Origin of the sequence: Flavobacterium psychrotrophum, from assembly GCF_003403075.1 — a bacterium.
GTDB lineage: Bacteria > Bacteroidota > Bacteroidia > Flavobacteriales > Flavobacteriaceae > Flavobacterium > Flavobacterium psychrotrophum.
In genome coordinates this window covers 1,943,805-1,957,980 of sequence record NZ_CP031557.1, presented here as the reverse complement: position 1 = coordinate 1,957,980, position 14,176 = coordinate 1,943,805, and the positions used below count along the sequence as shown (strand labels likewise).

15 protein-coding genes are annotated in these 14,176 nt (G+C 39.3%); 8 read left to right on the top strand and 7 right to left on the bottom strand.

Annotated features, from left to right (window positions below; translation table 11 throughout):
- The first annotated feature begins 106 nt into the window (after positions 1-106).
- On the top strand, positions 107-1,498 hold the full coding sequence (gene glmM / locus DYH63_RS08500; RefSeq protein ID WP_116788405.1) for a phosphoglucosamine mutase: 1,392 nt from the start codon (positions 107-109) through the stop codon (positions 1,496-1,498).
- Positions 1,499-1,650: 152 nt separating this feature from the next.
- Positions 1,651-2,214 carry a hypothetical protein gene (locus tag DYH63_RS08495; RefSeq protein WP_116788404.1) on the top strand — a complete coding sequence of 188 codons (564 nt, stop codon included), beginning with the start codon at positions 1,651-1,653 and terminating at the stop codon, positions 2,212-2,214.
- 42 nt (positions 2,215-2,256) lie between these two features.
- On the opposite strand, the gene DYH63_RS08490 is transcribed toward DYH63_RS08495, so the two are convergent.
- Together DYH63_RS08490 and DYH63_RS21440 are read right to left on the bottom strand one after the other, a co-directional pair.
- Positions 2,257-2,760, bottom strand: a complete 504-nt coding sequence (locus tag DYH63_RS08490; protein ID WP_205528292.1) for an endonuclease V — start codon at positions 2,758-2,760, stop codon at positions 2,257-2,259.
- Positions 2,761-2,772: 12 nt separating this feature from the next.
- Positions 2,773-2,973, bottom strand: a complete 201-nt coding sequence (locus DYH63_RS21440) for an endonuclease V (protein WP_205528291.1) — start codon at positions 2,971-2,973, stop codon at positions 2,773-2,775.
- A 566-nt stretch (positions 2,974-3,539) separates the two neighbouring features.
- Between DYH63_RS21440 and DYH63_RS08485 the strand changes: the two genes are divergently transcribed.
- From DYH63_RS08485 to DYH63_RS08475, 3 genes are read left to right on the top strand one after another with little or no spacing between them, the layout of a single operon-like run.
- Positions 3,540-4,151 (top strand): DUF6705 family protein, encoded by a 612-nt coding sequence (locus DYH63_RS08485; protein ID WP_116788403.1) that lies wholly within the window; start codon positions 3,540-3,542, stop codon positions 4,149-4,151.
- A gap of 16 nt (positions 4,152-4,167) precedes the next feature.
- Complete coding sequence (locus DYH63_RS08480) at positions 4,168-4,782, top strand: DUF6705 family protein (protein ID WP_116788402.1); 615 nt, start codon at positions 4,168-4,170, stop codon at positions 4,780-4,782.
- 16 nt (positions 4,783-4,798) lie between these two features.
- The gene (locus DYH63_RS08475; RefSeq protein WP_116788401.1) at positions 4,799-5,410 is read left to right on the top strand and encodes a DUF6705 family protein; all 612 of its coding nucleotides are present in this window, start codon (positions 4,799-4,801) and stop codon (positions 5,408-5,410) included.
- 101 nt (positions 5,411-5,511) lie between these two features.
- On the opposite strand, the gene DYH63_RS08470 is transcribed toward DYH63_RS08475, so the two are convergent.
- From DYH63_RS08470 to DYH63_RS08450, 5 genes are all read right to left on the bottom strand, one after another.
- The gene (locus tag DYH63_RS08470) at positions 5,512-6,360 is read right to left on the bottom strand and encodes a trypsin-like serine peptidase (protein ID WP_116788400.1); all 849 of its coding nucleotides are present in this window, start codon (positions 6,358-6,360) and stop codon (positions 5,512-5,514) included.
- 153 nt (positions 6,361-6,513) lie between these two features.
- The gene (locus tag DYH63_RS08465; RefSeq protein ID WP_116788399.1) at positions 6,514-7,707 is read right to left on the bottom strand and encodes an alanine dehydrogenase; all 1,194 of its coding nucleotides are present in this window, start codon (positions 7,705-7,707) and stop codon (positions 6,514-6,516) included.
- Positions 7,708-7,759: 52 nt separating this feature from the next.
- Positions 7,760-8,167 carry a tRNA (adenosine(37)-N6)-threonylcarbamoyltransferase complex ATPase subunit type 1 TsaE gene (gene tsaE, locus DYH63_RS08460; RefSeq protein ID WP_116788398.1) on the bottom strand — a complete coding sequence of 136 codons (408 nt, stop codon included), beginning with the start codon at positions 8,165-8,167 and terminating at the stop codon, positions 7,760-7,762.
- A gap of 15 nt (positions 8,168-8,182) precedes the next feature.
- On the bottom strand, positions 8,183-9,736 hold the full coding sequence (gene porX, locus DYH63_RS08455) for a T9SS response regulator signal transducer PorX (protein WP_116788397.1): 1,554 nt from the start codon (positions 9,734-9,736) through the stop codon (positions 8,183-8,185).
- Between the two features lie 249 nt (positions 9,737-9,985).
- Positions 9,986-10,279: a hypothetical protein gene (locus tag DYH63_RS08450; protein ID WP_116788396.1), complete on the bottom strand. Its 294-nt coding sequence runs from the start codon at positions 10,277-10,279 to the stop codon at positions 9,986-9,988.
- 191 nt (positions 10,280-10,470) lie between these two features.
- On the opposite strand from DYH63_RS08450, the gene DYH63_RS08445 reads away from it, so the two are divergent.
- Genes DYH63_RS08445 through DYH63_RS08435 form a run of 3 tightly spaced genes read left to right on the top strand, consistent with a single transcriptional unit; the run spans position 10,471 to position 14,173 of the window.
- On the top strand, positions 10,471-11,715 hold the full coding sequence (locus DYH63_RS08445) for an HD domain-containing protein (RefSeq protein ID WP_116788395.1): 1,245 nt from the start codon (positions 10,471-10,473) through the stop codon (positions 11,713-11,715).
- A gap of 23 nt (positions 11,716-11,738) precedes the next feature.
- Positions 11,739-12,761, top strand: coding sequence for a UDP-3-O-(3-hydroxymyristoyl)glucosamine N-acyltransferase (gene lpxD / locus DYH63_RS08440; RefSeq protein ID WP_116788394.1), 1,023 nt, complete (start codon positions 11,739-11,741; stop codon positions 12,759-12,761).
- 23 nt (positions 12,762-12,784) lie between these two features.
- Entirely contained in the window at positions 12,785-14,173 is a 1,389-nt protein-coding gene (locus DYH63_RS08435; RefSeq protein WP_116788393.1) for a bifunctional UDP-3-O-[3-hydroxymyristoyl] N-acetylglucosamine deacetylase/3-hydroxyacyl-ACP dehydratase, read from the top strand.
- The last annotated feature ends 3 nt before the right edge of the window (positions 14,174-14,176 follow it).

Genomic DNA, 14,176 nt, shown 5'->3' with positions numbered 1-14,176 from the left:
TTCTAAATATTCGGATGTGCTTTCGGCTCTCAGCGGCCTTTGACTTTAGACATTCGACTTCGGACAAAAAAAACTATATTTGCTTTTTGCAACAAACACACAGAAAATGACGTTAATTAAATCGATATCAGGTATTCGTGGTACCATAGGTGGAAAAACCGGAGATAACCTGACACCAGTTGATGCTGTAAAATTTGCTTCGGCATATGGCACCTTCCTTAAAAATAATTCAGATAAAGAAAAATTAACTGTGGTTATAGGTCGTGATGCGCGTATTAGCGGCCCTATGATTCACAACCTTGTAGTAAATACGCTTGTAGGTTTAGGTATAGATGTTATAGATCTTGGCCTTAGCACTACACCTACGGTAGAAATTGCTGTGCCCCTTGAAAAAGCCGATGGTGGTATCATACTTACTGCAAGCCATAACCCTAAGCAGTGGAATGCCCTTAAGTTACTTAATGAAAAAGGCGAGTTCCTGAACGGTGCAGATGGTGCTAAAATACTTGAAATAGCCGAAGAGGAAGCGTTCTCTTTTGTTGACGTAGACAGCCTGGGCGAAGTAACCCAAAATGATGCCTATATGGATATCCATATTGATGAGGTACTGGATTTACCACTCGTAAATGCTGATCTTGTTAAGGAAAAGAAATTTAAGGTTGTGGTAGATGGTGTTAACTCTTCTGGTGGTATTATTATTCCTAAGCTACTTGAACAAATGGGAGTGGAAGTAGTGCGCCTGTACTGCACGCCAAACGGTCAATTCCCCCACAACCCAGAGCCGCTTAAAGAACACCTGGGCGACATCTGTAAACTGGTTGTAGAAGAGGAAGCGGACTTTGGTATCGTAGTAGACCCGGACGTTGACCGCCTTGCTTTTATAAGCAATGATGGCGAAATGTTTGGCGAAGAATATACCCTTGTTGCCTGTGCAGATTATGTACTGAGTAAAACACCGGGCAACACGGTAAGCAATATGTCATCAAGCCGTGCACTTCGCGATATTACCCAAAAACACGGCGGCACTTATGAGGCCAGCGCTGTGGGAGAGGTAAATGTAGTTGAACTTATGAAGAAGAACAATGCCATTATAGGTGGCGAAGGCAATGGTGGTATTATTTACCCTGAATCGCACTACGGGCGTGACTCTCTTGTAGGTGTGGCGTTGTTCCTTACTTACCTGGCTGAAAATAATATTACTGATGTAGCTGCGTTAAGGGCATCGTATCCACAGTATTTTATGAGTAAAAATAAAATTGAGCTTACACCACAAATTGATGTTGATGCCATATTGGAAGCCATGACGGCTAAGTATGCACACGAAGATATATCAACTGTAGATGGTGTAAAAATAGACTTTGCTGAAGAATGGGTACACCTGCGCAAAAGCAATACCGAGCCTATTATACGTATTTATACCGAGGCACAGACTCAGGAAAAAGCAGATGTGCTTGCCTTAAGAATCATTGATGAGATAAAGGCTGTAGCGGGAATTTAAGACTTTCACAGTTTTGCAGTTTGTCACTCTGAGCGCAGCGCAGCGGAGTCGAAGAATCTCAGAGATATATAAACAGTTGTTAGTAGGATTTTATATCCGGGCTAACAGCTGTTTTTTTATATATTTGAGATATCAACCAATCATAATTTGCTATGAAAAATATCTTTCTTATACTCAACTTCTTTTTACTCATACAATCTGGTTACGCGCAAAAGCAGGATTGCGGCTGGTTTGGTAACATGAAACCGGCTGAACGCATAAAACAATTTCCTTTTAATAAGGCAAAGAAGATTGTGCTGATTTCGTATCCCGGCGAGATTGCTTTGGCTAAAAAGGGCAGTTCGGAAAATTCGTTTATAAGAACCTTAACGCTAAATTTTGAGGGAAAAGAAAAAAAATATAATCTTTTACAGGAAAAGGAAATATCAGGTAAAGATGTAGATAGCTTAAGTAAGCTGTTGATTAATTACACGATACGCAAAGGGTATAAAAGTAATATTATGCAGGAAGTCAAATGTTACCAGCCTCGCAATGGTGTGGTGTTTTATGATGAAACGGGTAAAGTTATTTGCTTTTTAGAAATTTGTTTTGAGTGTATGCAATCCTACATTTCTCCTGCAGTAGGAAAAATAAATGAACTCAATCATATTCCTGATTGTGGTAATGAACGGATCTTGTATCTGAAAGAAATTTTTAGGAGAAATGGAATTAATTAAAGTGCGGAAGACTAATCAAATTCATGGCTTAGTAATCTATAGTTAAAACAAACTTCCTTGCGTATCTGCCTTATAAAAACCCGGTTTTAATTTTCCTGTTCGCAACAGGTTTACATGATTGTGCGCTTGCCGTGTAGGTTCGGGTATGCGGTAACCCTGCACGCAATTGGTAATAATTTCAAGACTGTCGGGTATAGATACTTTATGGCCGGGAGAAATATATACCGGCTCTACCTTGTTCTTTGTACGCAATGCGTAGCCTAACAGGTTATTGGTACGATCTTTAATAGGGCTCGTACTAAATTTGCTGTCTCCCAAATCTGGAAAATTGCCATAGAGCATACTCTTTGCGCAGCCAATAGCAGGCCAGTCAGCCAATAACCCAAAGTGAGAGGCAATGCCCATTTGGCGCGGATGTGTAATGCCCTGCCTGTCAAGAACGATGACATCGGGTTTTTGTGATAACTGTTGCCAGGCCTGTAACAGGGCAGGGACTTCCCTGAACCCTAAGTAACCGGGTATGTAAGGTACTGTTGTTTGCGCCACTACCATTGAGTATTACTGTACCACCATTTGCGGATAACTCAGTACTACAATACCGGCATACACAATATCAGAATTTTTATTGTGCGAAATATCTGCACCGGCTATAGTCGTAATTTTATCAATGCTTGTTTGCAACGATATGCCCGTACGCATTTGGTATTGCAGCTGGGTAGCTTCGGCTTTAGAGATTCCGTTATAGTTAGGTATTAGCATAAAGTAAAAGTATTAAATGTACTTTAAAAACAGGTATACAAAAATGTTAAGGCGGGTTGTGTTAATTATTTAACAGTAATGATGGCATGTATTACATTTCAATTCTTTAAACTTGTACTACCAATCAGTAATCTAAAACCAACCATATTTATGAAGACAAACATTTCAGTTAAAGATTGAGAAACAGAATATGTTAATTAACAAAATTGACGACGAAACTTAGAATTATATCAACAAGTCATGTTACAAGTTAATTAATAATGGAGTTACGATATGTGACAATATTGCTAATTTAATTGTAAACCCTATAAAATCTTACGGAATAAAGCAGGCAGGTTACAACTTTTTAGATGGACGAATTTTAGATCATACCCGTAATGTAATAGGCTATTAGACAATAATAAAGCCTTTCCCTACTTCTACAAAAATAAAGTTTAACCTGGGTTTGGGTAATTACCGTACTTTTAATGACAGGTCGTTTTATAACGATGGCCAACCTTTATTCAGTATACCGATAGGAGAAATTGAAATGAGAAGGTGAATTAAAAGCCTTATATTAACTAAAGATGAAGTGTCTTATAATTATATGTATATTACTAAGCTACAACCTGTATTCGCAGGCTGTGGTGCCTATATACAAAAATAGCAGAAGTGCTCAAGACGTGTATTACAAAGATACATTTAATGACTTTGATAAATTTACAGGTACCTGGAAATATACTAACGGAACTACTTCGTTAACAATTACACTGCAAAAGAAAATAAAGCAGGAACATACTTTAAATAAATTTTACTATGAGGATATATTAATAGGCGGATACAAATATGTAGAAAATGGTGTTGAAAAGGTTAATACATTACATCTGGTGATGTTCAATATGTCATCTAAATATGATTATCCGATTGTAGGAAATAGTATCATAGGTCCTGGGTCCTTATACTGTAAGGGGTGTGGCGTATCAGACAGAAAGATACGTTTGCATTTTTCTGAACCCAATAGAGAGGTTCCTGGGCTTGATCCCGAAATGTTTTTCCAAAGAGCAGATAGCGGTAGTGTACAAAAACTTAAACTCAAGTTTAGAACCACAAGCGGCGGGTACGAAGAAGAGGGAGTTACGCCTCAGTACACCAGCTACAGCATACCGTTTGGGGAGTACCTGCTTGTAAAACAGCCTTAAAGTTATTTAAGATGATATGAAGTGTCTTACAATTATATGTATATTACTAAGCTACAGCCTGTATTCGCAGGCTGTAGTACCTATCTACAAAAACAGTAGAGATGCTGATGACGTGTATTATAAAGACACATTTAATGACTTTGATAAATTTACAGGTACCTGGAAATATACAAATGGAAATACATCACTTACAATTGTACTACAGAAAAAGTTGATGCAGGAGAAAACATTACCAGGTAGTTTTTACTATGAAGATATAGTAATAGGCGGATACAAATATGTAGAAAATGGTGTTGAAAAAGTTAATACATTACATCTGTTGATGCTAAATATGCCATCTAATTATGATTATCCGATTGTAGGAAGTAATATCATAGGTCCGGGTTCTATCTACTGTCAGGGTTGTGGCGTATCAGACAGAAAGTTACTTTTGCAATTTTCTGAACCCAATAGAGAAGTTCCCGGCTATGAACCGGAGATGATTTTTCAAAGGGCAGATAGCGGTAGTGTACAGAAACTTAAACTCAAGTTTAGAACCATAAGCGGCAGGTATGATGAAGAGGGTGTTACGCCTCAGTACACCAGCTACAGCATACCGTTTGGGGAGTACCTGCTTGTAAAACAGCCTTAAAGTTATTTAAGATGATATGAAGTGTCTTACAATTATATGTATATTACTAAGCTACAGCCTGTATTCGCAGGCTGTAGTACCTATATACAAAAATAGCAGAAGTGCTCAAGACGTGTATTATAAAGATACATTTAATGACTTTGATAAATTTACAGGTACCTGGAAATATACTAACGGTACTACTTCGTTAACAATTACACTGCAAAAGAAAATAAAGCAGGAACATACTTTAAATAAATTTTACTATGAGGATATAGTAATAGGCGGATACAAATATGTAGAAAATGGTGTTGAAAAAGTTAATACATTACATCTGTTGATGCTAAATATGCCATCTAATTATGATTATCCGATTGTAGGAACTATTATCGCAGGTCCGGGTTCTATCTACTGTCAGGGTTGTGGCGTATCAGACAGAAAGTTACTTTTGCAATTTTCTGAACCCAATAGAGAAGTTCCCGGCTATGAACCGGAGATGATTTTTCAAAGGGCAGATAGCGGTAGTGTACAGAAACTTAAACTCAAGTTTAGAACCATAAGCGGCAGGTATGATGAAGAGGGTGTTACGCCTCAGTACACCAGCTACAGCATACCGTTTGGGGAGTACCTGCTTGTAAAACAGCCTTAAAGTTATTTAAGATGATATGAAGTGTCTTACAATTATATGTATATTACTAAGCTACAGCCTGTATTCGCAGGCTGTAGTTGTTTTATGGGATAAGATTTATTTTAAAGATATTCCACTCCATACGCATCAAAATAATCCTTGAGATACGGATTTATACCCTCACTGCAAAAATAGTTTAAGCTATGTCCCCAATTTTCGCTAATAGGGTCTGTAGTGCCTCCATAGTGTATGGCTGCAGCCACATCTTCATCTCCGCAGGCCACAACCAGCGAACCAGAATTGCCGGAAAGTGTACTGGCATCATGGCATATCCTTCCTGGGTAACCCGGTTGAGATCCCGTAATTATCTCTCCGGGAGCAATGCGCTTTACACTATATTTTCCGTTAAAAATGGTTGCTGCTTCAGGCGTTTCGCCATCGGTTGAAATTTGCGGATAGCCAATAGTAAATATTTTGGTGCCGGGAGTAAGAGCCTGTGTTAGCCTAAATGCAATAGGTTGTTGCAGGGTAGTATCCGTTATACCATCAATTTCTACCAGAGCAATATCTGCCTTTGTGTGGTCTACGTTACTACCGTCTATAGCAGCCAATCCTGTAAAAACTACTTTAGTTGCCTTACGGGTCAGGTAATTTTGGCGGCCTTCATACTCAAAACCAAAATCTATTGATACATTTTTGTAAAGTGTCCAGCTTCCATTGCGAAAAGCCCCAATATTTTGTAGTACATGCCTGTTGGTAACAATAAGGTTATTGGCAATTAAAAATCCTGTTCCTGCCAACTCGCCAGAATACATAATACAACCTGTACAACCTATGGCGCGTTCCAGAGCAGGTGTACAGGGGCTTAGATAGCTATTCCATTCCGGATGTATAGCTCCGGCGATATCAGGAATACCATATTTTATGAGGAATGACGGCCTGCTGCCATCAAATCGCGTAATTATTTTCAAAACTTAGCCTTTTGATGAAATTATAGGCATCATAGTAAAATATGCCTGCTTACAATTGGTTAAGGCTAATGTAGCTAATTATTAATTACGCTGTTGATGTTTTTTAAGGAAATATTGTGAATTGTTTACTCTTTTAAAAAGGGTCTTTTCAGGCTAAAATGCCAACAGGTTAATATCTGTATAATCTATAGAAAACCATTCTGCAATACTACGGCTTGTTAAGCGGCCATGGTAAAAATAAATACCATTTTTTAGTCCGGCATCACAGCGCATGGCACTTTCTATACCGCCATCATCGGCCATTTGTAGTAAGAATGGACTAATAATGTTACTGATTGATAATGATGCTGTTTTGCTGTACCTTGACGGAATATTTGGCACACAATAATGTGTAACATTATGCTTTACAAAAGTAGGCTTTTCATGGGTTGTTACCTCGCTGGTTTCAAAGCAACCGCCCGTGTCTATAGAAATGTCGATAACTACGGCACCGCGCTTCATGCGCTCTACCATGGTTTCTGTAACTACAACGGGGCTACGGTCTTTGCCACGCATGGCGCCAATGGCTACATCGCAGCGCATAAGTGCTTTAAGTAGCGCCTTTTCCTGAATGGTACTGGTAAAAATGCGATGGTTGAGGTTGTTTTGCAACCTGCGTAACTTATTGATAGAGTTGTCAAAAATCTTTACGCTTGCACCCAGGCCTATGGCGGTCTTTGCAGCAAATTCTGCAGCGGTGCCTGCACCAAGTATAACAACCTCTGTAGGCGGTACGCCTGTAATGTTACCAAACAGCAGGCCTTTACCCAGTTTTTGGCTTATCATTAACTCGGCAGCAATAAGTACAGATGCCGTTCCTGCAATTTCGCTAAGCGATTTAACGGCAGGGTAGGAGCCATCAGAATCTTTTATAAATTCGAAGGCAAGTGCTGTTATCTTTTTGGTTTCTAAAGCCTTAAAGTATTCTTTTTTTTGTGTCTTTAACTGTAGCGCACTAATGATGAGTGTTTCATGGTTCATCATCTCTATTTCTGCTACACTGGCCGGTTCTACCTTAAGTATAATGGGGCAGCCAAAAACTTTTTTTGTGTCGTGGGTTATCTCGGCACCTGCATCGCTATATTCTTTATCGCTATAGCTTGCGGTAAGCCCTGCACCGCTTTCCATCAATACCCTGTGGCCATGCGCCACAAGCGAACTCACGGCATCGGGCGTAAGGCAAATGCGGCGTTCCTGGTAGGATGTTTCCTTTGGCAATCCTATAAATAATTCCCCCTTTTGCCGCGCTACTTCAAGCTTCTCTTCCTGCGGCAATAGTTGTTGTCTTGTAAAAGGTGTTATCGGCATGGTGTTTTAAAAAACTGTCTACAATATACAAAATTTCTGCTATGGTTTTCCACTATTTTATTACAAGATTTCTCCTGCCGTCTGGTAATGTTGTAAGGCATATAGCAGTGTGGTCCAGTGGTATAAGATTAGGGGTTTTCTCCGGCCATTCTATAAGGCACAGGTTGCCACTATAAAAGTATTCATCTATACCCATGTCATAAGCCTCCTCCTCGCTATTAAGGCGATAAAGGTCAAAGTGGTATAGCACACGCCCGTCTTCTGTTCCATACTCGTTAACGAGCGAAAAGGTTGGGCTCCCCGTCATGTCGATAACCCCCAGCTGGCGCGCAAGAGCTTTGATAAAAGTGGTTTTTCCTGCACCCATTTCGGCATGAAAAAGGATAATGTTTTTAAGGTTTGACGCTAATACTATTTTTGCTACGTCGTCTATTTCCGCAAGGGAAAAAGTAATTTCCATAATTATTGCCAATTCTTATTTCGGGTTAAATACAAGGAACGGAATTATCATTTCTTCCAGCGATATACCGCCGTGCTGGTAGGTATTGCGGTAGTAGCTTACATAGTGGTTATAATTGTTTACGTAGGCCAGGAAAAGGTCGTTCTTGGCAAAGATATAAGAACTGCTCATATTTATGGTAGGCAGCTGTATGGCTTTAGGGTCTTTTACATGGTATACATCTTTATCTTCATAAGTAAGGCTACGGCCGGTTTTGTAGCGCAGGTTAAGGCTGGTATTGCGGTCGCCAATAACCTTGCTTGGGTTCTTTACATTTATGGTACCGTGGTCTGTAGTAATAATAAGGCGGAAATCCATTTGCTGCGCCTGCTGTATCATTTCCAGTAACGGCGAATTGCGGAACCAGCTTAGCGTAAGCGAGCGATATGCCTTATCGTTACTGGCAAGCTCCTTAACAACATCCATTTCAGTCTTGGCATGGCTTAGCATGTCTACAAAATTGTACACAATGGTAGTAAGGTCGTTGTTTTTAAGCCCCTTAAAGTTTTCTGCCAGTTTTTTACCATCTTTATAATTGGTAATTTTATAATATTCCTGCTTAAGGCCACTCATGCCCAGGCGGCGTAGCTGCTCTGTAAGGAACTCGCCTTCAAAAAGGTTTTTTCCACCTTCATCTACATCATTTTTCCAGTATTGCGGAAATTTCTTTTCCATTTCCAGTGGTGTCATACCGCTAAAAATCGCATTACGGGCATATTGTGTAGCCGTAGGAAGTATAGAGAAATAAGCAGCTTCTTTTTCAAGCTTATAGTGGTTGTTTATTACGCTTTCAAAGGCTTTCCACTGGTCCCAGCGCAGGTTATCAATAACTACAAAAAGTATGGGCTGCTTCTTTTTAATTTCTGGTACCACAAGTTCACGAAACAAATTGTGACTCAATACCGGCTTGTCTGCTTTTGGTTCAAACCAGTCTTCATAGTTTTTCTCTATATATTTTCCAAACTGAAAGTTAGCTTCTGTTTTTTGGCTCTCTAATATTTCTACCATACTCTGGTCTTCAATATTTTCAAGTTCCATCTCCCAAAATATAAGCCTTTTGTACATGTCTACCCAATCTTCATAAGTACGCACCATACCCATATCCATAGATATTTTTCGGAACTCCTTTTGATAATCGAGTGTGGTTTTAGAAGATACCAGGCGCGAATTATCCAGGTTTTTTTTCAAAGAAAGTAAAATCTGGTTAGGGTTTACAGGCTTGATAAGGTAGTCGGCTATTTTAGAACCAATGGCTTCCTCCATTATCATTTCTTCCTCACTTTTGGTAATCATGATAACAGGTACCGACGATTTTTTTTCCTTAATCTCTGCAAGCACCTCAAGGCCACTAAGTCCCGGCATATTCTCATCCAGAAAAACAATGTCAAAGTTTTGTTCATCAAACAACACCAGTGCATCCTGCCCATTGTTTGCTGTGGTAACTTTGTAATTCTTTTTTTCAAGGAAAAGTATATGGGGTTTAAGCATATCGATCTCGTCGTCAACCCATAATATATTAATCTCATTCATGTTTATGAGGGAATTTTCGTTCTTAAATAAGTACGCTAAGTTACTTTTATTTAACTATTATACTATTAATTTTTTTATAAAATACACCGTGTTTAAATGTGGGAAATTTATAACTCTAGAAGGTTGATATTTATTTTTTGAAATCGGTGAATAGTAGTCGTTATTTGGTATATGTTAAATAGAAAAAGGCCTGCAAATAAATTTTGCAGACCTCTCCTTCAATAACCTAAGTAACAAAAAATAACGTTATTATTGTTGTTTTCCTGGTGTGTTTGAAGTTTTTCCGGAAGAAGGATTTTTTGAACCTTCTATCGGTTTATTATCAGAACTTTTGTTGGTATTCTCCTTATTTAAAGTATCTTCTTTCTTTTCAGCATCCTCATTTTTTTTGCGCTCTTCCTGTGCCGCTTTTGCATCTTTTTCAATCTGTCGTTCAGTTACTGGTGGGGGCATCTGGTCCTGACGTTCCTGATTATCGCCTTGCTGGGCTATTGCCGGTAGTGCAAATAGTATAAATGCTATTATGAGTAGTGCTTTCTTCATGATAGTAAAGCTTTGATGGTGTTGTAAAATTAAACATTCATTTATTACGGCATCCAGTCTTTACAGGGATTAACCAATGTTTAACGTGTATTATTAATAAGCGTTAAAAGCCTTACAGCAGTCGTTAAATAAAGATGTAATTGTTAAAATAAGCGTGCTTTTAGTATCTTTGTTAAAATTTTACAACTCCAGTGAGCCAGATCAATAAGCTAAAAATATTGAACGACCCTATTTACGGGTTTATTTCTATAACAAATCCTCTTATATACGACCTTATACAGCATCCTTATTTTCAGCGGCTTCGCCGTATATCGCAAATGGGAATGTCATATTTGGTATATCCAGGGGCGCACCACACAAGGTTTCACCATGCACTGGGCTGTATGCACATTATGCAGCGCACAATAGCGGTATTGCGATTTAAAGGTGTAGAAATAAGCGAGGACGAAGAAAATGCGCTTAGCATTGCCATATTACTGCACGACATTGGCCACGGGCCGTTTAGCCACGCCATGGAGCATAGTATAGTAGAAGGTATTAGTCACGAAGACATTTCGCTATTGTTTATGGACAGCCTTAACGAAACCTTTGAAGGCAAACTAAGCCTGGCAATACAAATTTTCAGGGGGCAGTACCACCGCAAGTTTATGCTGCAACTTATTTCCAGCCAACTGGATATGGACCGTATGGACTACCTGAAGCGCGATAGTTTTTACAGCGGTGTAGCAGAGGGTAATATTAATAGTGAGCGTCTTATTCAGATGTTTAACGTTGAGGGCGACCAGCTTGTAATAGAAGAAAAAGGGATTTACAGTGTAGAGAAGTTTATTGTAGCACGCCGCCTTATGTACTGGCAGGCTTATTTGCATAAAACCAGTGTCGCTGCAGAGCTGATACTTACAAAAATACTAAAACGTGCCAAAGAGCTTACCCATGAGGGAGCTACGCTGGAAGCCAGCAAGCCGTTGCAGTTTTTTTTACATCATAAAATAGAAGGCGAAGATTTTACCGGAGATGTACTGACTAAATTTTCCCTGCTTGACGATTTTGATATTATCAGCGCTATTAAGGCGTGGCAGTTTGCAGATGATTATGTGCTGAGCGAACTGAGTAAGATGATCATTAACCGCGATTTGCCAAAGATAAAACTGCGTGCTGAAAAGGCAACGCGCGAAGAGGTAGCTGCACTGCGCGATAAAGCGATAGTAAAGCTTGGAATTACCGAAAAAGAAGCAAAGTATTTTGTTTTTGAGGGTAAAATTAAAAACCAGGCCTATAATAAGGAGGGTGAGCCCATTCATATTATGCTTAAAGACCGCAGCCTTATTGATGTTGTTCAGGCATCTGACCAATTGAATCTTAAAGCATTATCTAAGCCGGTAACTAAGTATTATGTGTGTTTTCCAAAAGTGCTTTTGGAAGAAGCGTCGATTTAATTTAATTTCATATTTTTGTCGGGATGAAATTTACAGCAGAACAAATAGCAGGTATACTGGATGGCGAAATTGTGGGCAACCCAAACGCTGAAGTATATAAGCTTGCAAAAATAGAGGAGGGGATAGAAGGGGCTGTTACTTTTATGGCTAATCCTAAATACCAGCCTTACATATATACCACACAGGCATCAATAACTATTGTTAATCGCACTTTTGAGCCTGAAAACGAATTTACGACTACACTTATTAAAGTGGATGATGCTTATAAATCGTTCTCTACGCTACTGGAATATTATAACCAGGTTAAGCTTATGAAGAGCGGTATAGAGCAGCCATCTTTTGTGTCAGATAACGTTATTTATGGCGATAACCTTTATCTTGGGGCTTTTTGCTACGTAGGCAAAAATGTTACCATAGGTAATAATGTAAAAATATATCCTAATACTTTTGTAGGCGATAATGTAACCATTGGAGACAATACTATATTATTTGCAGGGGTACGCGTGTATAGCGAAACAGTAATAGGCAGTGGGTGTACTATACACTCTGGTGCTATAGTAGGGTCTGACGGTTTTGGTTTTGCACCGGATGAAAACGGTGTGTACAGCAAAATACCGCAAATAGGCAACGTTATTATAGAAGATAATGTAGACATAGGTTCTTGTACTACTATAGACAGGGCCACAATGGGGTCTACCGTTATTAAAAAAGGCGTAAAGCTGGATAACCAGATACAAATTGCCCATAATGTTGTTATTGGCGAAAATACAGTTATTGCTTCGCAAACCGGTGTGGCAGGTTCTACCAAGATAGGTAATAACTGCATCATAGGCGGACAGGTAGGTATTGTAGGCCACATAACCATAGGCAACGGTGTGCGCATACAGGCGCAAAGCGGTGTGGGTAAAAGTATTCCTGACGGCGATATAATACAGGGTAGCCCTTCAATGCATTATAACGATTTTAGTAAATCGTATGTGCATTTCAGGAACCTTCCAAAAATCGTGCACGAGCTGGAAGAGCTTAAAAAAGTAAGTAAAGACTAATCAATATTAAAGAGAAATATATAATGGTGAAACAAACCACAATCAAAAGTGAGATTTCATTAAAGGGAGTGGGCCTCCACACAGGCAAAGAAGTAACAATGACCTTTAAGCCTGCACCCGTAAACAACGGGTTTACTTTTGTAAGGGTAGATTTAGAAGGCCAGCCTGTTGTAGAAGCTGATGCCACTTATGTAGTTAATACCCAGCGTGGTACTAACCTTGAGAAAAAAGGTGTTAAAATACAAACTTCAGAACACGTTCTTGCTGCTTTTGTAGGCTGCGATGTAGATAATGTGATTATTGAACTTGATGCCAGCGAACCGCCTATTATGGATGGGTCTTCTAAGTTTTTTGTAGAAGCTATTGAAACCGTAGGTGTAGAAGAGCAGGATGCAGAGCGCAAAGTGTATGTGGTTAAGGAAGTAATATCGTATACTGACGAAAACACAGGCAGCGAAATTATTGTAATGCCGGCAGACGATTACCAGATAACTACAATGGTAGATTTTGGTACTAAAGTACTGGGCACACAAAATGCAACACTAAAAAATATAGCCGATTTTAAATCTGAAATAGCTGATTCGCGTACGTTTAGTTTCCTTCATGAGCTTGAAGCACTTTTAGAGCATGGGCTTATAAAAGGTGGCGACCTTAATAATGCTATTGTTTATGTAGATAAAGAAATATCTGCCGAAACAATGGAGAACCTTAAAACTGCATTTGGTAAAGAGAGCATAACCGTTAAACCAAATGGTATACTTGATAACCTTACCCTGCATCATCCTAATGAGGCTGCACGTCATAAACTACTTGATGTTATTGGCGATCTTGCACTTATAGGTACGCGCATAAGGGGCAAAGTTATAGCTAACAAGCCGGGGCATTTTGTAAATACCCAGTTTGCTAAAAAGCTTTCCAAAATTATAAAAACAGAGCAGCGCAACCAGGTGCCGGTGTATGACCTGCACAAAGAGCCTCTTATGGACATCCATAAAATTATGGCAATGCTGCCGCACAGGCCTCCGTTCTTATTAGTAGACAGGATACTTGAAATGAGCAGTACGCATGTGGTAGGCCTTAAGAATGTTACCATGAATGAGAACTTCTTTGTGGGACATTTTCCCGGGGCACCGGTAATGCCGGGTGTTCTTATTGTAGAGGCAATGGCACAAACGGGAGGTATACTTGTACTTAGTACTGTACCTGATCCTGAAAATTATCTTACTTATTTTATGAAGATGGATAATGTAAAGTTTAAACAAAAAGTGCTGCCGGGCGATACCCTGGTATTTAAATGTGAACTGATAACACCTATACGCCGTGGTATATGCCATATGCAGGCAAATGCTTATGCTAACGGAAAACTTGTGGCTGAGGCCGAACTAATGGCGCAAATAGCCAAAAACAGTTAAAAA